The sequence below is a fragment of the Streptomyces sp. TSRI0281 genome (assembly GCF_001905125.1).
GTDB lineage: Bacteria > Actinomycetota > Actinomycetes > Streptomycetales > Streptomycetaceae > Streptomyces.
The window spans coordinates 895584-914705 of sequence record NZ_LWLE01000001.1 but is presented as its reverse complement, the minus strand read 5'-3'; the positions used below and the strand labels follow the sequence as shown (position 1 = coordinate 914705).

At 71.7% G+C, this 19122-nt stretch carries 17 protein-coding genes; 8 read left to right on the top strand and 9 right to left on the bottom strand.

The window, feature by feature from the left end; all coding sequences use genetic code 11:
* Nucleotides 1-46: 46 nt before the first annotated feature.
* Entirely contained in the window at nt 47-694 is a 648-nt protein-coding gene (locus tag A6A29_RS04215) for a TetR family transcriptional regulator (protein WP_073718506.1), read from the bottom strand.
* A 322-nt stretch (nt 695-1016) separates the two neighbouring features.
* Here A6A29_RS04215 and A6A29_RS04210 point away from each other — a divergent pair, with 322 nt between their 5' ends.
* Together A6A29_RS04210 and A6A29_RS04205 are read left to right on the top strand one after the other, a co-directional pair.
* On the top strand, nt 1017-1826 hold the full coding sequence (locus A6A29_RS04210) for a VOC family protein (protein ID WP_073718505.1): 810 nt from the start codon (nt 1017-1019) through the stop codon (nt 1824-1826).
* A 201-nt stretch (nt 1827-2027) separates the two neighbouring features.
* Nucleotides 2028-4418 carry a serine/threonine-protein kinase gene (locus tag A6A29_RS04205; RefSeq protein ID WP_198952981.1) on the top strand — a complete coding sequence of 797 codons (2391 nt, stop codon included), beginning with the start codon at nt 2028-2030 and terminating at the stop codon, nt 4416-4418.
* Nucleotides 4419-4573: 155 nt separating this feature from the next.
* Here the strand turns inward: A6A29_RS04205 and A6A29_RS04200 are convergent, their stop codons facing one another.
* Nucleotides 4574-5275 carry a hypothetical protein gene (locus A6A29_RS04200; RefSeq protein ID WP_073718991.1) on the bottom strand — a complete coding sequence of 234 codons (702 nt, stop codon included), beginning with the start codon at nt 5273-5275 and terminating at the stop codon, nt 4574-4576.
* A 230-nt stretch (nt 5276-5505) separates the two neighbouring features.
* Here A6A29_RS04200 and A6A29_RS04195 point away from each other — a divergent pair, with 230 nt between their 5' ends.
* Nucleotides 5506-6042, top strand: coding sequence for a hypothetical protein (locus A6A29_RS04195; protein ID WP_073718504.1), 537 nt, complete (start codon nt 5506-5508; stop codon nt 6040-6042).
* Nucleotides 6043-6084: 42 nt separating this feature from the next.
* Here A6A29_RS04195 and A6A29_RS04190 read toward each other — a convergent pair whose 3' ends face one another.
* The 3 genes from A6A29_RS04190 to A6A29_RS04180 are packed head-to-tail and all read right to left on the bottom strand — an operon-like array spanning nt 6085 to nt 8479.
* Nucleotides 6085-6873, bottom strand: a complete 789-nt coding sequence (locus A6A29_RS04190) for an enoyl-CoA hydratase/isomerase family protein (protein ID WP_073718503.1) — start codon at nt 6871-6873, stop codon at nt 6085-6087.
* A gap of 3 nt (nt 6874-6876) precedes the next feature.
* On the bottom strand, nt 6877-7329 hold the full coding sequence (locus tag A6A29_RS04185) for a Zn-ribbon domain-containing OB-fold protein (protein ID WP_073718502.1): 453 nt from the start codon (nt 7327-7329) through the stop codon (nt 6877-6879).
* Between the two features lies 1 nt (nt 7330).
* Nucleotides 7331-8479 carry a lipid-transfer protein gene (locus tag A6A29_RS04180; protein ID WP_073718501.1) on the bottom strand — a complete coding sequence of 383 codons (1149 nt, stop codon included), beginning with the start codon at nt 8477-8479 and terminating at the stop codon, nt 7331-7333.
* A gap of 103 nt (nt 8480-8582) precedes the next feature.
* Here A6A29_RS04180 and A6A29_RS04175 point away from each other — a divergent pair, with 103 nt between their 5' ends.
* From A6A29_RS04175 to A6A29_RS04165, 3 genes are all read left to right on the top strand, one after another.
* Nucleotides 8583-10142: a FadD3 family acyl-CoA ligase gene (locus tag A6A29_RS04175; protein ID WP_073718500.1), complete on the top strand. Its 1560-nt coding sequence runs from the start codon at nt 8583-8585 to the stop codon at nt 10140-10142.
* Nucleotides 10143-10250: 108 nt separating this feature from the next.
* On the top strand, nt 10251-10529 hold the full coding sequence (locus tag A6A29_RS04170) for a hypothetical protein (RefSeq protein ID WP_073718990.1): 279 nt from the start codon (nt 10251-10253) through the stop codon (nt 10527-10529).
* Nucleotides 10529-10924: a hypothetical protein gene (locus A6A29_RS04165; RefSeq protein ID WP_073718499.1), complete on the top strand. Its 396-nt coding sequence runs from the start codon at nt 10529-10531 to the stop codon at nt 10922-10924. The genes A6A29_RS04170 and A6A29_RS04165 overlap by 1 nt, the downstream gene beginning before the upstream one ends.
* Nucleotides 10925-11059: 135 nt before the next feature.
* On the opposite strand, the gene A6A29_RS45695 is transcribed toward A6A29_RS04165, so the two are convergent.
* Together A6A29_RS45695 and A6A29_RS04160 are read right to left on the bottom strand one after the other, a co-directional pair.
* A complete protein-coding gene (locus A6A29_RS45695; protein WP_198952980.1) occupies nt 11060-11224 on the bottom strand; it encodes a hypothetical protein in 165 nt (54 codons plus the stop codon).
* Nucleotides 11225-11428: 204 nt separating this feature from the next.
* Nucleotides 11429-14386 carry an AfsR/SARP family transcriptional regulator gene (locus A6A29_RS04160; RefSeq protein WP_073718498.1) on the bottom strand — a complete coding sequence of 986 codons (2958 nt, stop codon included), beginning with the start codon at nt 14384-14386 and terminating at the stop codon, nt 11429-11431.
* Nucleotides 14387-14647: 261 nt separating this feature from the next.
* Here A6A29_RS04160 and A6A29_RS04155 point away from each other — a divergent pair, with 261 nt between their 5' ends.
* Nucleotides 14648-15868, top strand: a complete 1221-nt coding sequence (locus A6A29_RS04155) for an amidohydrolase family protein (protein WP_073718497.1) — start codon at nt 14648-14650, stop codon at nt 15866-15868.
* A 53-nt stretch (nt 15869-15921) separates the two neighbouring features.
* On the opposite strand, the gene A6A29_RS04150 is transcribed toward A6A29_RS04155, so the two are convergent.
* Nucleotides 15922-16749, bottom strand: a complete 828-nt coding sequence (locus A6A29_RS04150; RefSeq protein ID WP_073718989.1) for a MerR family transcriptional regulator — start codon at nt 16747-16749, stop codon at nt 15922-15924.
* Between the two features lie 133 nt (nt 16750-16882).
* Nucleotides 16883-17782, bottom strand: coding sequence for a MurR/RpiR family transcriptional regulator (locus A6A29_RS04145; RefSeq protein WP_385729016.1), 900 nt, complete (start codon nt 17780-17782; stop codon nt 16883-16885).
* A gap of 131 nt (nt 17783-17913) precedes the next feature.
* Here A6A29_RS04145 and A6A29_RS04140 point away from each other — a divergent pair, with 131 nt between their 5' ends.
* On the top strand, nt 17914-19122 hold the full coding sequence (locus A6A29_RS04140) for a C45 family autoproteolytic acyltransferase/hydolase (RefSeq protein WP_073718495.1): 1209 nt from the start codon (nt 17914-17916) through the stop codon (nt 19120-19122).

The window sequence follows — 19122 nt, the reverse complement described above, 5'->3', positions numbered from 1 at the left end:
GTACGTGCCCGGCGTGTGCCGGGGCGTCCGGAGCCCGTGCCGGTGCTTACTTCGTCGGCTTCTTGCCGGTGATGCCCAGGTGGACCAACAGGGCGAGGTTCGGCTTGAGTTCGGCCTGCTTCACGCCCCAGGTGGTGAAGCCCTTCTGGTGCGAGGCGACCGCGGCCAGCATCGCGACCAGGGCGCCCGCCATCGCCGCGGGGCTGACGTCCTTGTCGACCTTGCCCTTGGCCTGGAGCTCCTTGACCGCTTCGGTAAGGGAGTTGGTGACCGAGTTCAGGATCTTCATGCGGATCTTGTAGAACCGCTTGTCGCCCTCGGCCGCGCCGAGGTCGACCACGCGGAGGATCGCGTCGTGGTGACGCCAGAAGTCGAGGAAGCCCTCGACCAGTTCCTCGGAGGTCTGCCAGCCGGCCTTGCCGACCCAGGAGCGGCCCGCGACCAGTGCGGTCAGCCCGGCGCCCTCCTTGGCCATTTCCTCGGCGATTTCGAGGACAGCGCCCTCGACGTCGGGGAAGTACTGGTAGAAAGTCGCGGGTGAAGTCCCGGCCTTCCGGGCGACGTCGATGACTTTGACGTCCCGGTACGGCGAGGAACTGAGCATCTCGCTGAGGCAGTCGAGCAGCTTCTGCCGCGTCGCCTGGCCGCGTCGTCCGGCCACGCGGCCGTCGACGGTGCGTACTTGTCCTGTCATGCCGTCAGCTTACCGACGGGTGATCGGAGCGCGATTCGGCCGACTGCAAATGGGGAACGCCGCAGGACCGGAGGGGTGTACGGAGGCATCCGGGCCCGTTCCGGGAGGCTCGCTTCCGTTCCGGGAGGCCGCTCGGCATTAGTGTTATCAACAGCCTGTGGACAACTTCGGTGGACAACTTTTGTCCACGGGGGTGCTGGATCTTCACGATTCGGGCGAACGTTCTATATGGATGGGCCGGGGGTGCGCCGGGGCGCGGAGTGCGGGGCCCGAGGCTACGTTGAGTGTGACGGGCGTCACTGCAACGGAAGGACCCGGGCCCATGGCCGTATTCGCGCACTCCGCGCCGTGCTGGGTGGATGTGCAGCTCTCCGACCTCGAAGCGGGCAAGCGCTTCTACGGCGGGCTCTTCGGCTGGACCTTCCGCGCGGGTGACGGCATGCCCTTCGCCGACGCCTTCAGTGACGGCAGGCTCGTCGCCGCACTCGCCGCGAAGCGGGACGGCCGGATGCCGACCGCCTGGGGTGTCTACTTCTCCACCGACGACATCAGGGCCACGGTGGCCGCGATCCGTGAGGAGGGCGGCCAGGTGATCACCGAGCCGGTGCACGCCGGACGGGCCGGGTTCGTGGCACAGGCCGCCGACCCCGGCGGCGCGGTCTTCGGGCTCTGGCAGGCGGGTGACCGCGCCGGCTTCGAGAAGCAGAACGAGCCCGGCGCCTTCTGCTGGACCGAGGTCTACACCCGGCAGCCGGAGCGTGTCGATCCGTTCTACGAGAAGGTCTTCGGCTTCCGGGGCACCGACCTGGGAGAGTCCGGGAGCGACGCCTCCGGAACCGCCGAGTCCCTCGTCGCCTTCCGGATGTGGTCCCCGGCGGGCACCGAACCGGGCCCCGACACCGCGATCGGCGGGCGCAGCGTGATCACGGACGCCTTCCCCGCCGAGCTGCCCAGCCACTTCCTCACCTACTTCGCCGTCGTCGACTGCGACCGGGCTGTCGAGAGCGCCGTGCGTCTGGGCGGCCGGGTCTCCGCGCCGCCGTTCGACATCCCGCACGGGCGGATGGCCGTTCTCCACGACGATCAGGGCGCCGCTTTCGCCGTACTCCAGCCGATCGGACTGCTTCCGTAATCGTTCCGGGCGGCCGGTGTGGGCGGATAGCGGGCGAAGTGACATGAGACACCCTGATCCGCCCCCGGGTTCGCAACCGGCGCCCGAGCCAGGAACAATCGGGGTGCGCACCGCCAGGTGGTGCCCAGTGGTGAGACGCTGCACAGGGCGGGAATTCGCGGGCTTCTGTTCCTGAGGTCCGTACGGGGAGGTGGCAGGCAAGTGGTGGAACAGCTGACGCAGCACGACCCGAGGCGGATCGGCCCGTTCGAGGTGCTGGGACGGCTCGGCGCCGGCGGCATGGGGCTGGTCTATCTCGCGCGCTCGGCGTCCGGCCGGCGGGTGGCGATCAAGACGGTCCGTACGGAGCTCGCCGAGGACCAGCTGTTCCGGGTCCGCTTCACGCGTGAGGTGGAGGCCGCCCGCGCCGTCAGCGGTTTCTACACGGCCGCCGTGGTCGACGCCGACCCGCGGGCCGCGGTGCCCTGGCTGGCCACCGCCTATGTGCCCGCGCCCTCCCTCGAAGAAATAGTGAACGAGTGCGGGCCCATGCCGACCCAGGCGGTGCGCTGGCTGGCAGCCGGGATCGCCGAGGCCCTCCAGTCCATCCACGGTGCCGGACTCGTCCACCGCGACCTGAAGCCGTCCAACGTCCTGGTCGTCGAGGACGGCCCCCGGGTGATCGACTTCGGCATCGCGTCCGGGGTCTCCAACACCCGGCTGACCATGACGAACGTCGCGGTGGGCACGCCCGCGTACATGTCGCCCGAGCAGGCGCGGGACTCGCGCAGCGTGACGGGCGCCAGCGACATCTTCTCGCTCGGCTCGACGCTGGTCTTCGCCGCCACCGGCCATGCGCCCTTCCACGGGGCGAACCCGGTCGAGACGGTGTTCATGCTGCTGCGGGAGGGCCCGGACACCGAGGGCCTGCCCGACGACCTGCGCCCGCTGATCGAGTCCTGCATGCAGCTGGACGCCGGGCTGCGGCCCAGCCCCGCCGATCTCCAGGCCCAGCTCGCCCCGCATCTCTTCGCCTCCGGGAGCGACGACAGCGGTACGGCGTCGGCCTGGCTGCCCATCAGCGCCACGGCGATGATCGAGCGGCGCCGGGGCGGCGGGCGCACCGTCGCGCCTGCCGCGCCCGCCCCGGTCGCCGCACCGCCGCCGCCCCCGCGCCCGCCGCGCTCCCCGGACACCGGCTGGCGCAGCGGCGCCGACCTGCGCTCACCGTCCCCGCTCTCCTCGCCCGCCCCCGTCTCGTCCCCGCTGCCCGACGGCGGCCCGGTGCGGCTGGCCGGGGCGAAGGTGCCGATCGGCCCCGGGCCGCGTGCGGGGGAGGGCCGCGGCGCCGCCGCCGCGCATCCGGCCGCCGCCACCGGCTGGGTCCGGCCGCCCGCCGGGCTGAACGGCGCGACGGCGGCGGCTGCCCCGGTGCCGTCCCCGGCACCCGCCCCGGACGCGGCGCCCGCGGCGCCGGACCGCTGGCGGCCCTGGCGTTTTCGCATGTCGAACGATGTGTGGGGGACGCCCATCGTCTCCGGGGACCTGCTGTACGTGACGTCCTTCGAGGTGCACGCGCTGGACGTGGGCAATGGCCGCCGCCAGTTCAAGACCCGTGACGTGGCCTGGGCGATGGCCGTCGACGGGGGCAGGATCCATGCCTCGGACGGCCCGTCCCTCTACGCCCTGGACGCGACGAGCGGCGCCGAACGCTGGCGGCTCCAGACCGATGCCTGGGTGTACTCCCTGAAGGCCGACCGGGGGACCGTCCTGACGGGGACCCGAGGCGGCGGCGTACAGGCGTGGGAGGCGTCCAGCGGCGAGAAGCTGTGGGAGTCCTCGGGCCTCCAGACGGACTTCGAGACGTCGGAGGCCGGGCCCGCGATACACGACGGCACGGTCTACCTCTGGCAGGACGCCCGGCTGCGGGCCGTGGACGCCCGTACCGGCCGGGAGCGGTGGTCGTACCCGATCGGCGATGCCGCCTCCTGCGGCGGTGTCCCGGTCCGGGTGACCCCGGCGCCCGACGGTTACGTCTATGTCGCGGCGGGAACCCGGGTGCTGGCCGTCGACGCGGCCTCGGGCCGGGTGAGCTGGCACTTCGAGTCCCCCGCGGTCTTCCTCTCGCCGCCCGCCTTCGCGCCGGGCCCCGCGGTCACCGGGGGCGGGGTGTACCTCGCCGACTACCTGGGCACGGTGTACGCGCTCGACGCGTCGACCGGCAAGGACCGCTGGCGGATCGCCACGGAGGCCCGGCAGTCGATCGAGCCCGTGCTGGTCGCGGCGGGGAACGTGCACGTCGGCAGCGGCAGTGCGCTGTACACCCTGGACGCGGTCACCGGCACCCCGAAGTGGCGGTTCGCCGCGGGCGGCGACGTGGTGGGCTCCCCGGTCGTCGCCGACGGCCGGGTGCACTTCGGCTCCGCCGACCACGTGCTGTACACCCTGGACGCGGCGGGCGGTCAGCTGCGCTGGAAGCTCGCCACGGGCGGCGAGATCACGGGCTCACCGGTGGCGCAGGCGGGCGTCGTCTACGCCTGCAGCAAGGACCGGTGCGTGTACGCGCTGGACGCGCTGAAGGGCACGGGCACGGGGAACAAGGCCCGCGCGTAGGGGCGGAACAGGGCCCCGTGCGCAGGAAGAACAGGGGCCGCGCGCAGGGACGGAATCAGGCCGCGCGCAAGAAGAACAAGGCTCGTGCGCCGGGACGGAACAAGGCCGTGCGCAGGGACGGAACCAGGCCCGTGCACAGGGAAGCGGCGGCGGTCTCAGTTCTGCGGCGGGCGGCCGGGGTCGTGCCCCTCGTCATGCCCCTCGTCGTGCTCCGGATACACCGGATGCGGCGCCGTGTCCTGGTCCTGGTCGTCGTACGGAGCCGCGCCCCGGGAGCGCGGGTCGTGCGGGGCGCCGGGGTCCGGGCCCGTGTACGGGTCCGCCTCCGGTTCCGGCCATGGCGTCGTCTGCGCGGACATCCCCGGCTCCTGCGTGGGCGGCCAGGTGTCCGGGTGGTCCTCCCCGGGCGCGCGATAGGGGGCCGCATGCCGCCCGGCCGGCTTCTTCACCCGCCCCGACATCAGCAGCGCCCCCAGCAGAATCAGCGCCCCGCCCGCCGCAGCGCTCGCCACCCCCATCCGGAGGCCCGACTCGTCCCCGGACACGGTCAGGCCGCCCGCCGCCTGCCCCTGCCGGACCATCCACAGCACGGTGAAGCCGAGCACCACCACGCCCGCGAACGCCACCAGCAGCCGTGACCGCAGGATCACCCCGACGATCACCACCAGCGCGGCGAACAGGAACGGCAGCAGGATCGAGACCATGACCCCGGACGACGTGGTGGTGATGCCGCCGAAGAGGTCCTGGACGCGGTAGTCGCGCCCGAGCCGGCTGTTGTACCACTCGCTGAAAGGACTCTGGACGGCGCCCGCCGCTCCGATGAGGGCGACGACGGAGCCGAGGACGTTGCGAATCATCATCAGCCTCCTGCGGCACATGCCGCGTGTGCGGTGCGTGCGGCGCGTGCCGACGGCATCCGCGCCCCACCCCCGGCCGACGCTACGCCCGGCCGGTCACCCCCGCCACACAGACCATGACGGGACCGTGACAGGGTCATGACTTGGTCATGGGTCTTCGGCCGCCATGCTGTGGGCGGTACGGAGACGGCCGGCAAGCAGACGGTGACAACTCAAGGGGGGCTGCATCGATGATGCGGCAGCGTATGAAGTTCGCGGCGGTGCTGGTCGTGGTGGTGCTCGCGCTCACCGGATTCTCGACCTCCCATAGTGGGGGCAAGGGCGGCAAGAGCCGCAGTGGCAAGAGCAGCAGCTCGGGTGGCGGCGGCGGATGCTCCAGCTCCAAGAAGAGCAACCACGACTACGACGACTACGACAGCTCGTCGAGCAGCTCCTCCGGCGGAACCGACTACGGCACGCCCACCCCCGGCACCACGGCGTCCGACGCCCCGGACGTCCGGGTCATCCGCTGCGCCCAGCCCCGCAAGGGCAAGCGCAAGGCCGTCACCTCGTCCGTCGTGGAGATCAGGTCCAAGGTCGCCGGCACGGATCGGACGTACGAGATCGATGTGACCTTTCTGGACGCCGTCGGCCGGAAGGTCGACTCCGCGCAGACCACCGCGACACTCGGCTACGGCGACGTCAAGAGCCTGACCGTGCGCATGGACAGCCCCCGCAAGGTGTCCAGGGTGAAGCGCTGCCAGGTCACGGCGGTGGCGCGCCCCTGACGACGGGCGGGCGGCTCACCGCGACCGCGGAACGCCACCGGCTCACCGCAACCGGGGAGCCCCGCCCCCGTCCCCGCCCCTGCTCCGTCCCTCGAACAGCTCGGCCTGCCGCTCCGGCGCCAGATTGCCGAGCGCGATGAGATGCGGGGCATGCGCCATGGCCTGGGCGCGGGCCGCCTCCTTCGCGGACCACACAGCCCGTACGGTGCCCTGGACGGCGGCCGTCGGGTACGAGGCGATCGTGGTGGCCGCACGTACCGCGGCCGCCAGCGCGCCGCCGGGCGCGGTGACCTCGCTGACCAGGCCGGTCTCGTACGCCCGGCGGGCCGTCACCCGTTCGGCCGTGCCCATCAGGGACATCCGGGCCACCTCCCCGAACGGCATCCGCTGGGCCATGGAGATCGCCTCGTACGCGCTGACCATGCCGTACGTCGTGTGCGGGTCGAAGAACGTCGCGTCCTCGGACGCGATGACGAACTCGGCCTCGCCCAGCAGATAGAACGCCCCGCCGCAGGCCATCCCCTCGACGGCCGCGATCACCGGCTTCCACAGGTCGTTCGCCTTGGGCCCGATCGCCAGCAGCGGATCGTCGATCGTGTACGGGGACGGGGGCTGCGGGACCTCGGCCCCCCGGTCGATCCCGGTGCAGAAGGCGCGCCCGCCCGCTCCGGTCACGACGACGGCACGCACCTCCTCGTCGAAGCGGAACGCCCTCCAGGTGGCGGCCAGTTCACCGGCGGTGGCCAGGTCGATGGCGTTGAGCCTCGTGGGCCGGTCCAGGGTGACGACGGCGACTTTGCTCCCCTTGTCCGTCTCGGTGCGCAGCGCCATCGCTCAGCGCTCCAGCAGCCAGCGGACCATGGTCACGTCCGGCGTGACCGGGCAGAAGACCGCCCGGACCGCCGCCCCGATCCGCAGCCGCCCCGGATCGACCGAGTCCAGTCGCGCGTCGGGCCCGGCGACCACGTTTCCGACCAGCCGGATGTGCGGGGCGTCGGAAAGCTCCACGACGACCGCGTTGTACGGGGCCTGTTCGGCGTACGCGGGCAGCAGGGGCGGATGCGGCAGCACGAACGACCAGATGCGGCCGCGCCCGCTCATCGCCCGCCACTCGCTGTCGAAGGACTGGCAGTGCGGGCAGCAGGGCCGGGGCGGGAAGCGGAGTTCGCCGCAGCCGGGGGCGGCGCAGGACTGGACGCGGAGTTCACCGGCGGCGGCGTACTCCCAGAACGGTGCCCCGTCCTCGTCGACGACGGGCAGCAGAAGGGGGGAATCCGGTGTCGGCATCTCAACTCCTCAGCAGAACCGCGGAGGTGGGCACGCCCTCACCCGCGGTGACCAGGCAGGTGGCGGCGTCCGGCACCTGGGCGGTGGAGGTCCCGCGCAGCTGTTTGACGCCCTCGGTGATGAGGTTGAAGCCGTGGACGTACGCCTCGCTGAGCCCGCCGCCCCCGGTGTTGACGGGCAGCCGGCCGCCGCTCTCCAGCGCCCCGCCCTCGGTGAACGCGGCGCCCTCGCCGCGCCCGCAGAAGCCGTAGCCCTCCAGGGAGAGCGGGATGAGGGGGGTGAACGCGTCGTAGATCTGGGCGACATCGACGTCGTCCGGACCGAAGTCGGCCTGCTTCCACAGCTGTCGCGCCGCCGTCCAGGCGGGGCCGGTGAGCGGGTCGTCGTTCCAGTAGTTGACCATGCCGTGGTGCTGGGCGGGCAGGCCCTGGGCGACGGAGTGGATGAGGACGGGCTTCTGCCGGCAGTCGCGGGCGCGTTCGGCGGAGACGATGACACAGGCGAGCGCCCCGTCGGTCTCCAGGCAGTTGTCGAAGAGGCAGAGAGGGTCGCTGATCCAGCGGGAGGTCATATACATCTCGCGGGTCAGCGGGCGTTCGTACATCATCGCGTCCGGGTTCTGGTTGGCCCGGTTGCGGCAGGCGAGCGCGACGTTGAAGAGATGGTCGCGGGTGGCCCCGTACTCGTGCATGTACCGCCGGGCGAGCATGCCGATCTCGTCGGCGGGCCGCAGCAGCCCGTACGGCCGGGTCCACTGGGCGGGGGTGGGCAGCTGCACGGCGGTGTTCTTCCAGGGCCTCGGTCCCGAGCCCCGCTTCCGGGACCGCCAGGCCACCCCGACGCTCGCCTGCCCGGTGGCGACGGCGGCGGCGAGATGCGCGACGGTCGCGCAGGACCCCCCGCCCCCGTAGCCCACCTTGGAGAAGAAGGTGACATCGCCGGCCCCGACGGCCTTGGCGACCTCGACCTCGTCGGTCTCCTCCATCGTGTACGAGGCGAAGGCGTCCACCTCCGAGGCGTCGATGCCCGCGTCGTCGAGGGCCGCGACGATGGCCCGGCAGGCCAAGGTCTTCTCGGACTCGGGGAGTTGTTTCGCGAAGGCCGTCTGTCCGATGCCGGCTATCGCTGTCACGTCTTTGAGCGTCGCCACCCGTACACCTCCCGGAACGTCCTGACTGCTGACAGCGCCCGAGGCTACAGCTAATCTGACGGATAGTCAGCTACTGCGGTTCGGTTCGGCGGGAGGGCGTGCGATGCGCGGCGACGAGGAGTGGGGAAGCATCCCGAAGCTGGTACGGGCGGCGGCGGAACGGTACGGCGATCTGGAGGCGGTGGTCGAGGGCCGCACCCGTCTCTCGTACACCGGACTCGGCGAGCGGGTCGAGCGGGCCGCCGCCGCGTGCATGGCCTCGGGCGTGGAGCCGGGGGACCGGGTCGCGATCTGGGCCCCGAACACCCTGGACTGGATCGTCTCCGCGCTGGGGGCGGTGACGGCGGGAGCGGTGCTGGTCCCGCTGAACACCCGGTTCAAGGGCACGGAGGCGGCGTACATCCTGCGGCGGAGCCGCGCGAAACTGCTCTTCGTCACGGGCACGTTCCTCGGTACGTCCTACGTGGCCTCGCTGCGCCGCTCGGACGTCGAACTCCCGCACCTGGAGACGGTGGTGGTGCTCGCGGACAGCGCCCCGCGCGACTACGTCACATGGAAGGACTTCCTGGCGGCGGGGGAGGGGGTGTCCGGTGCGGAGGTGCGGTCCCGCGCCGACGCGATCTCCCCCTCCGCCCCCTCCGACATCGTCTACACCTCGGGCACCACGGGCAGCCCCAAGGGGGCGGTGATCACACACGCCCAGACCCTGCGGTGCTACGCGATCTGGAGCGACCTGGCGGGGCTGCGCGAGGGCGACCGCTATCTGATCGTGAACCCGTTCTTCCACACCTTCGGCTACAAGGCGGGGATCATCGCCTGTCTGATGCGGGGCGCGACCATGGTCCCGCAGCCGGTGTTCCACGTGGACACGGTGCTGGCCAACATCGCCGCCGAACGCATCTCGGTCCTGCCGGGCCCGCCCACCCTGCACCAGTCCCTGCTGGACCACCCGTCCCGCGCGGCGCACGACCTCTCCGCCCTGCGCCTGGTGGTGACCGGTGCGGCCGTCGTCCCCCTCCAGCTGGTGGAACGCTTGCGCACCGAACTGCACATCTCCACGGTCCTCACGGCGTACGGCCTCTCCGAGGCGAGCGGCATCGTCACGATGTGCCGCCGGGGCGACCCGGCGGACGTCATCGCCACCACCTCGGGCCGCGCGATCCCCGGTACGGAGATCCGCGTGCTGGCCGGCCCCGGCGAGCCGGGCGAGGTCCTGGTGCGCGGCTTCCATGTGATGCACGGCTACTTCGAGGACCCGGACACCACGGCCGCCGCGCTCACCCCGGACGGCTGGCTGCGCACCGGCGACGTGGGCGTGCTCGACGAGGCGGGCAACCTCCGGATCACGGACCGGATCAAGGACATGTTCATCGTCGGCGGCTTCAACGCCTACCCGGCCGAGATAGAACAGCTCCTGGGCCTCCACCCGGACGTGGCCGATGTGGCGGTGATCGGCGTCCCGGACCCGAGGCTGGGCGAGGTCGGCAAGGCGTACGCGGTACGGCGGCCGGGGGCGACGGTGACCGCGGACGACCTGATCGCCTGGTCACGGCGCGAGATGGCGAACTTCAAGGTGCCCAGGTCGGTGGAGTTCGTGACCGAGCTGCCGCGCAACGCGGGCGGCAAAGTGGTGAAGGGAGAGCTGCGGGGGAGGGGCGAGTAGGGCTCGCGGTCCGCGCCGCTGTCTGTGCGGTGAGACGGCCCGGCGGCCGTTCCGTCACCCGGATGAATCGGGTGACGCGGCCACCGGCCGGACGGCATGGTCGATGGTATGGCAACCAAGAAGTACACGGTTACTCTCCCGGAGGAGCTCGCGGAGGAGATTCGTGGCGAGGTGGGCCCCGGCGCGTTCAGCGCCTATGTCACTCGCGCCGTGGAGCGCCAGCGTGAGCACGACCGCCTGGGGGAGCTCGTGGAGCGGATGGAAGGCGAGTACGGGCCCGTGGCGGACGTCGATCTGGCCGAGGCCGAGGCCGAGCGCCGCGAGATCGAACGGTTGTTCGATGAGCGGGAGGGCGGTGCGGAGCCGCACCGGAACGAGGCCGCCTGATGCCGGATCTCTCCTACGTACTGGACTGTGAGGCCCTTTCCCTGACGGCGCTCGGAAACCCCGCGATGAAGGCCCGTCTCAAGGACGCCCACAGCAGGGGCATCCGGGTGCTCACCAGCTCGATGACGTTGATCGAGGCGCATCACAGCAAGATCCGGCGACCCGTCCAGGAGTGGGCGATGTCCGGCGTCGTCGTCGAACCGGTCACCAAGGATGTCGCGGACGAGGCGATCGGGCTGCTGCGGGAGGCCGGTCTGCACGGCCGCGAGTACGCCGTCGACGCGGCGCTCGCCGTGATCGCGGGGCGTCAGCCCGGACGGACCGTGGTGTTCACCTCGGACGAGGACGACATGGGGAAGCTGTGCGGGGGGCGGTTCCTGGTCCGGGGGCTGTAGCACGCACGGAACGGGTCCGAGCCACGGAACGGGTGCTCGGGCCCCGACACCGCCCGTACGCGGACATGCAGTGGCCGCGACGGCTCCCCCTCCGCGCCGCCGCGGCCACTCCCCCGTCCCCGTGGGCAGAAAGTTCTACTTGGCCGGCTTGAACGGCTCCGACGTGGCGTGCTGGTCCAGCGTGGTGATCTCTTCGCCCGTCGCGTGCTGGTCCTGCGTCGTGATCGGCGTCTTGGGCTCACCGGTGGCGTGCTGGTCCGCAGGCTTGAAGATCGGGTCCTGCTTCTTGGCGTCGGCCATGATGGTCAACTCCTTCTCTCCGCGCTGTGCGCTATGGGTTGGTGAGGCCCGTCCGGCTGTTCCCCCGTGGACTGCCGGACGGGCCTCATCGGGCCGCTCACCTTAGTGGGTGGCCACTGTCGCCCCGTCTGCCCCCCGACGCGACGGATCGACAGGTACGAGAATGCCGGGCGGCGATAAACGAACGATGAACGCCCGCGTTTGTCAGGACGCGGAGGCCGGCGCCAGCAGCGACCGGACCTCGTCGGCCTCCGGCGAACCGAGCTCCTCGTAGATGGTGAGCGCCTCGTGCCAGCAGACCTGGGCGCGGCCGGTCTGCCCGATTCCGGACAGTGCGCGCCCGAGGACGGTCAGGACGTTTCCCCGCCGCCATTCGCCACCGATGCCCCGCAGGACGGTCAGCGCGAGTTCGGAGTACTGGGCGGCCTGTGCGGGGCGGCCGGACGCGATGTCCACCTCCGCCAGCCGGAACATCGCCATGCCCTCCCACAGCCGCTGACGGCTGTCGCGGAAGATCTCCAGTGCCTCCGTCAGCTGGGCGGTCGCCGCGGCGAACTGTCCGCTCTGGGTCAGCGCCATCCCCAGGGCGTAGCGGCCGTTCGCCCCGCGCAGCGCGTGGCCGAGGGAGTCGTAGATCTCTATGCCCGACCGGGCCAGCGTGATGGCGCTCTTCGTCCGGCCGGTGGCCAGATGTATCCGGGACAGGTTGCACAGGGCACTGGCCTCGCCCGGACGGTTCCCGTCGCTGCGGAACGCCGCGATGGCCTGGCTCAGGAACTCCTCGCCGTCCGCGTGCCGGTTCTGGTAGAGCGCGATGATCCCCCGGGCGTTGGCCGCCCAGCTGGCGGGCAGCAGGTCCTGGACCGCGTCCGCGAGCCGCATCGCCTCCTGGGCCTCGCGGTCCGCGTGGTCGAACCGCCCGGCCAGCTGGTGCGCGTTGGCCAGGGACATCACGGCGCGGCCCTCCGCCCGCGGATCGCCGCACTCGCGGGCCGCCTCGCGAACGGTCAGCGCTGCCGCCTCGTACTGCTTCGCGTTCGCGCCGGACTCGCCCAGGTCGAGGGCGGCGTAGAGGAGATCGACGGCGCGGCGGAGTGTCGCGGGGCGGGACGCCTGGCACACACAGGCGAGCAGATTGGTCGCCTCCGCGTAGAGCCAGTCGAGCGCCGAGTGGCGGCCGGCGAAGGTGAGTCCCGCGTGAACCGTCGGCTCCAGATGGTCGACCAGCCGGTCCTCGGGCCGCTCCAGCGCGTACACCCCGGCCGCCGTGGCGAGGTAGAAGTCCAGCAGCCGTGACAGCGCCCTCTCCCTCTCCTGCGGCGGCTGTTCGTCGCGCTCCGCGCAGGCACGCGCGTAGAGGCGTACGAGGTCGTGGAAGCGGTAGCGTCCCGGCGCCGCCGACTCCAGCAGGCTCGTGTCGACCAGCGCCTCCAGCAGGTCCTCCGCCGCGTGCGGCTCCAGGTTCAGCAGGGCGGCGGCGGCGGCCAGCGAGATGTCCGGGCCGTCGGCGAGGCCGAGGAGGCGGAAGGCGTGGGCCTGGGCGGGCTCCAGCTGGCCGTAGCCGAGCTCGAAAGTGGCCTTGACCGCGAGGTCGCCCGCCTGGAGTTCGTCCAGGCGGCGGCGTTCGTCGGCGAGCTTGGCGGCGAGCACGGAGACGGTCCAGGTGCGGCGGGCGGCCAGCCGGGAGGCGGCGATGCGGATGGCCAGGGGCAGGAAGCCGCAGGCGGCCACCACGTCCAGGGCTGCCTCGCGCTCCGCGCCGACCCGCTCCTCGCCGACGATCCGGGTGAAGAGCTGGAGGGCTTCCTCGGGGGACATCACATCGAGGTCCACCAGGTGCGCACCGGCCAGGTCGACCATCCGGACCCGGCTGGTGACCAGCGCCGCGCAGCCCGCCGTGCCGGGGAGCAGAGGGCGGATCTGCGCCGCGTCATGGGCGTTGTCCAGGAGGACCAGGATGCGCCGGCCGTCCAGGGCCGAGCGGTACAGGGCGGCCCGTTCGGCCAGCGTGTCCGGGATGGCGGAGTCGGCGGTGCCGAGCGCGCGCAGGAACGAGCCGAGCACCGTCTCGGGTTCCGCCGCGCGGGATCCGGCGCCCTGGAGGTCGACGTACAGCTGGCCGTCCGGGAAGTGCGGACGGGCCTGGTGGGCGACGTGGACGGCGAGGGTCGTCTTGCCGACGCCCCCGATACCGGCCAGCGCGGACACCGCCATGACCGAGCCCTCGGCGGTCGCGAGCCGGGCCCCCAGCTCCGCGACGAAGGAGGTGCGGCCGGTGAAGTCGGGGACGGTGGCCGGGAGCTGGGCGGGGCGGAGCGTGGCGGACACCGGGGCCGGTTCGTCGGCCGGGCGGGCCAGTTCCTCGTCGGCCTGGAGGATGCGCCGCTGGAGCTGGGCCAGTTCGGGGCGTGGATCGACACCCAGTTCGTCGGCGAGCAGCCGGCGGGTGTCCGTGTACACCGCGAGGGCCTCGGCCTGGCGGCCGCTGCGGTACAGGGCGATCATCAGCAGTCCGCGCAGCCGCTCGCGCAGCGGGTGCGTGGCGGTGAGCGCGGTCAGTTCGGAGACGGCCTCCGCGTGGCAGCCGACCTCCAGGTCCAGGTCGAGCCGGGTCTCGGTGAGCTGGAGGCGCCATTCCTCCAGCCGGGTGCGCTGGTTCTCCGCGTACGGACCGGGCACGGAGGCGAGCGCCTCGCCGTCCCAGAGGCTCAGCGCCTTGTTGATCAGGGTGCGGGCCTGGCAGCGGTCGCCGCCCGCGCGGACCTTCTCCGCCTCGGTGGCCAGTTCCTGCGCGAGGCTGACGTCCAGCGCCTCCCGCCGGGTCCGGATCGCATAGCCGCCGGACTCGCTGACCAGCGTGTCCTGGCCGAGCGCCTTGCGCAGCCGGGAGGCGTACGTCCGTACCGCCGCCAGCGCCTGCTGGGGCGGCTCCTCGCCCCAGATCGCGTCGATGAGTTCGGCCGCGGTGGCCGTCCGCCCGTCGCGCAGGAGCAGCGCGGTCAGCAGGGCCCGCTGCTGCGGTGAACCGGAGGGCAGCAGCTCGCCACCGCGCCAGGCGCGTACGGGCCCGAGCACGGCGAACCGCAGCGCGGCACCGGCCGCCGGTTCATCCGGAGCGCGCTGCTCCGGCACGCGCACGCGTGGCCCGTGGTGACGGTCCATTGATGCCCCCAGTCCTGCTCGCCTGCCGGTCCTGCTCTGGTGCCTGTGTCGGAATGCCTGCCTGTGTGCCGATGTATGACGGGCATCCGGATTGCTCCGTACCGCTGGTATCGCGCTCAACAGTCTGCCTTGTTTTAGGCCGACTCGTCAGCAGTGGGTGACGCTCTGCACAAGCCCTCGACAACGATTCGGGAACCGAGCCGGGTGCCGATCGCGAACAGATAGCTGACGGTTCGTCAGATCAACGCTACCGTGGTACGCATGGAGACCTTCCCGAAGATCATCTCGGTGGACGACCACACGGTGGAGCCCGCTCATGTCTGGCGGGACCGGCTCCCGTCCAAGTACGCGGACACCGGTCCGCGGATCGTCCGGGCGCCGCTCAAGGAAATGACCTTCATGGGCGGCAGGTTCGCGCCCGTGATGGGGGCGAAGGGTGACGAAGGGCCGGTCGGCGACTGGTGGGTGTACGAGGACCTGCACCGGCCGCTCACCCGGCTGGACACCGCCGTCGGCTACGACAGGGACGAGATCAGGCTGGAGGTCATCACCTACGAGCAGATGCGTCCGGGTTCGTACTCGGTGCCCGACCGGCTCGCCGACATGGACGTCAACCACGTCCAGTCCGCGCTGTGCTTCCCGACCTTCCCGCGGTTCTGCGGGCAGACGTTCACCGAAGCGAAGGACCGCGAGCTGGGCCTGCTCGGAGTCCGGGCGTACAACGACTGGATGGTGGAGGAGTGGTGCGGTCCCGAGGCGCGGGGACGGCTCATCCCGCTCACCCTCGTCCCGCTCTGGGACGCGGAGCTGGCGGCACAGGAGGTCCGGCGCAACGCGGCGCGGGGCGTGCGCGCGGTGGCATTCTCCGAGATACCTCCGCATCTCGGGCTCCCGTCCATACATACGGATGAATGGGATCCGTTCCTGCGGGCCTGCGACGAGACGGGGACGGTGATCGCCATGCACATCGGCTCCTCCTCGAAGATGCCGTCCACCTCGGCCGACGCCCCGCCCGCCGTCGGCTCCACCATCACCTTCGCCAACTGCTGCTTCTCGATGGTCGACTGGCTGATGAGCGGAAAGTTCGAGCGCTTCCCGAATCTGCGGATCATGTACGCGGAGGGTCAGATCGGCTGGATTCCGTACATCCTCGAACGCGCCGATGTGGTCTGGGAGGAGAACCGCGGCTGGGGCGGCGTCGCCGACAAGGTCCACCGGCCGCCGTCCGAGCTGTTCACGGAGCATGTGTACGGCTGCTTCTTCGACGACGCCTTCGGGCTGAAGAACCTCGACGCGATCGGCGTCGGAAACGTCCTGTACGAGACCGACTACCCGCACTCCGACTCCACCTGGCCCCGCTCCCGCGAGGTCGGCGAGGAGCAGATGGGGCACCTGGACGCGGAGGTCGTGGACCGGATCGTGCGCCGGAACGCGATCGACCTGCTGGGGCTGACGGACGAGGGGCTGTGGGCGGGGCAGTGAACCGGGCGGACCGGGGGTGAGGGGCACGCGGCCCCTCACTCCCGGTCCGTGTGTCAGGCCCCGGTGACCGGCTCCTGGAGTTCCGTCACCCACTTCTCCCGGTCGTCCGGGCACTCCAGGTTGACCTCCCGGGCGTACCCCGCCGACCGGTAGCCACCGGCGTCGATCCACCGGGCCAGCGTCTGTTCCGTCGGCAGGACGGTGTCCATCGGGCCCCGGTGCACGATCGTCGCCGCCTCGAACGCGGGCAGCTCCACCACCGTGATCCCGGTGGCCCCGACCGGGCCCACAGGGGCGGAGACCGTCACCCCGGCGTGCACGGCGATCGCGCCGCCGCCGGACGGGGCGTCCTCGTAGTACGCGATGCCCGGACCGGACGGGGAGAGCCCCGCCGTGTCCAGCAGGCCGAACAGCCGGTCGTACAGCGGAACGATCACCTCGGTGATGTCCTCGGGCCCGTAACTCGCCGCGGTCCCGGTCAGCTCCGCCACCCGTACCGCGGGAACGGTCTTCAGTACGACATCGTCCGTGGGCATGTGCCCCTCGCTCTCGATCGACCGGAGCCGCGCCTCGACCTGTGCCAGCCTCGCCTGGGCCGCCGACCTGGCCGCCTCCAGTTCCGCCCGCCGCAGCCGCAGCATCCCGCGCAACTCCTCGGGCCCCACCCGCTCGTCGAGCACGGCCCCCACCTGCTGGAGCGTGAAGCCGAGATCCTTGAGTGCGATGACGCGGTTGAGGCGGGCGAGCTGGGCGGCGCCGTAGAAGCGGTATCCGGTGGCGGGGTCGGTGCGGTCGGGGCGCAGCAGGCCGATGGCGTCGTAGTGACGCAACATGCGGGCCGACACCCGCCCGTACCGGGCGAAGTCTCCGATGGTGAACATGATGGCTCCCACTGCACAGCTTCACACGGTGTCAAGGTCAAGCGCCGCCGCGCCGCGCTGCGAGGGCGTTCAGGCGCGCCGCGGGGGCGAGCGCCGCCGCATCGCGAAGGCGTTCAGGCGTCCGCGAAGGCGTTCAGTCGCGCCGCTTCCGGTCCAGCAACTGCTCCCGCAGCGCCGTCAGCTGGTGCGAGGACTCCACCGCCCGGGTCTCGTCCAGGGTGGCCAGCGCCAGCAGCAGCGCGTCGGCGACCAGCAGCCCCGTCAGCGACTCCGCCGTGATCCCGGTCGGGGTGTGCGGCGCGGTCAGGACGGCCTCGACGCGGTCCGCGTACGCCTCGCCCAGCTCGTCCGTCACCAGGACGACCTTGGCGCCGACCGCGCGGGCGCGGTCCATCATGACGGCCAGCTCCACCAGCCGGCGGCCCGGCTGGAAGATCACCACGGCGTCGCCCTGGCCGAGCGCCAGCAGCTGGTCCGCGAGGGCGAAGCCCGTCTCGGAGACGAAGCGGGCCCGGCGGCCGATCCGGCCCAGCGCCAGCGCCAGGTGACGGGCGCCCGGTTCGGAGGCGGCGATCCCGTAGCAGAACACCTCGTGCGCCTCGGCGAGCGCGGCCACCGAACGCCTCAGGGCCTCCGGTTCGGTGAGGCGCCGGGCGTGGTCGATGCGCTCATGGGCCTCGTCGAAGACATCGGCCCAGATGGAGTCCAGGTCCTGGCCCACGTACGCGATGCGCTGCTTGAGGCGCACCTCGGGCGCGACGGCCGAGGTGAAGTCGTTGGCCAGCTCCCGCTTGAGCGCGGGCAGACCGGCGTAACCGAGGCGCTGGAGCGCGCGGACGACGGTGGCGTTGCTGGTGGAGCTGGCGGCGCCGAGCTCCTGGGCGCTGGCGAAGAGCAGTTGCTCCACCGGTGCGCTGACCAGATACTGCGCCACCGCCCGCTCGGAAGCGGACAGTTCCTCCCATTGGTCGCGAATCGCGGCACGGAGACGCGTCACTCCGGTCTCGTTCTCTGGAATTTCCATTACAAGCATTGACTTCCGTGTGACCGGCGTTACTGTCCTGGGCAGTACGTTCCAAAGGGAACGCTTTCTGAAATCGACGTTACAGGATCGTGGTGATCCTGCGGTGCCGGTCGCGGAAGCGTTCCGTCGCGAGGAGAACAATGGCACCCCGTCCCACGGAACCCGCCCCCGCCCGGGTCCTCCCGGTCATCGAGATCTCCGGCAGCCCGCTCGACCGGGGCCGCCAGTACGGCGAAGCCGTACGGCCCCAACTGCGCGCGGCCCTCGGCTACTACGAAGAGGCGTTCGGCCAGTCCGCCGGGCTGACCTGGTCCCGGGTCGCCGCCCGCGCCGCCCGCTGGCTGGACCCCGTACGCGACTTCGCACCCCACCTCGTCGAGGAGATGCGGGGCATCGCGGACGGCGCGGGCGTCGGCCTGCTGGACGTCCTCGCCCTGAACGCCCGTGGCGAGGTCATCTACGACAAGTCCTTCGCGCGGATGCGGGCGGACGGGCAGGCGTCCGACGAGGAGCCCGCCGGCCTGCCCGACGAGGAACCCGCCGAGGGCTGCACCTCCTTCGCCGCCTACGGCGAGGCCAGCGGCGACGGACACGTCTACGCCGGACAGAACTGGGACTGGCGGGCCGGAGTCGCCGACACCGTCGTCATGATCCGTATCGTCCAGCCGCCGCGGCCGACCCTGATCATGCAGGTCGAGGCCGGACAGATCGGCCGCCAGGGCGCCAACTCCGCCGGGATCGCCTTCAACGCCAATGGTCTCGGCGGCCGCTTCGACGACACGATCGGGCTGCCCCAGACCGTCGTACGCCGCAGCGTCCTGGACCAGAGCAACATCACCGACGCCCTCGACGTGCTGTGCCGCACCCGCGCCCACATCGCCAGCAACGCCCTGCTCACCTGCCGCGAAGGCTTCGCCATCGACCTGGAGACCACCCCCGCCGGGCACGGCTGGATGTATCCCACCGACGGTCTGCTCGTGCACGGCAACCACTACCAGGCCGGCATCCCCGCCCCGCTGGCCGCCGCCGGATACCGCCCCATGTCGTCCGACTCCCTGGTCCGCGTCCCGCGCGCCGAGCAGGGCCTCAAGGCGCTGCGCGGCTCCACCGGGCCCGACGAGTCGCGGCGGATCATCCGCCGCGCGATGTCGGACCACCTCGGTCACCCCGAGTCCCTGTGCACCCACCCGGACCCCCGGCAGCCCGTCGTCAAGCACTGGACGACCCTCGTCTCCTCGCTGGCCGACCTGACCACCGGCGACTACCACGTCACCGCCGGTACCCCCTGCGACCGCGAGTACCAGCACCTCCCCTGGAACCTCTACGACGGCCCGTACGGCCAGAACTGA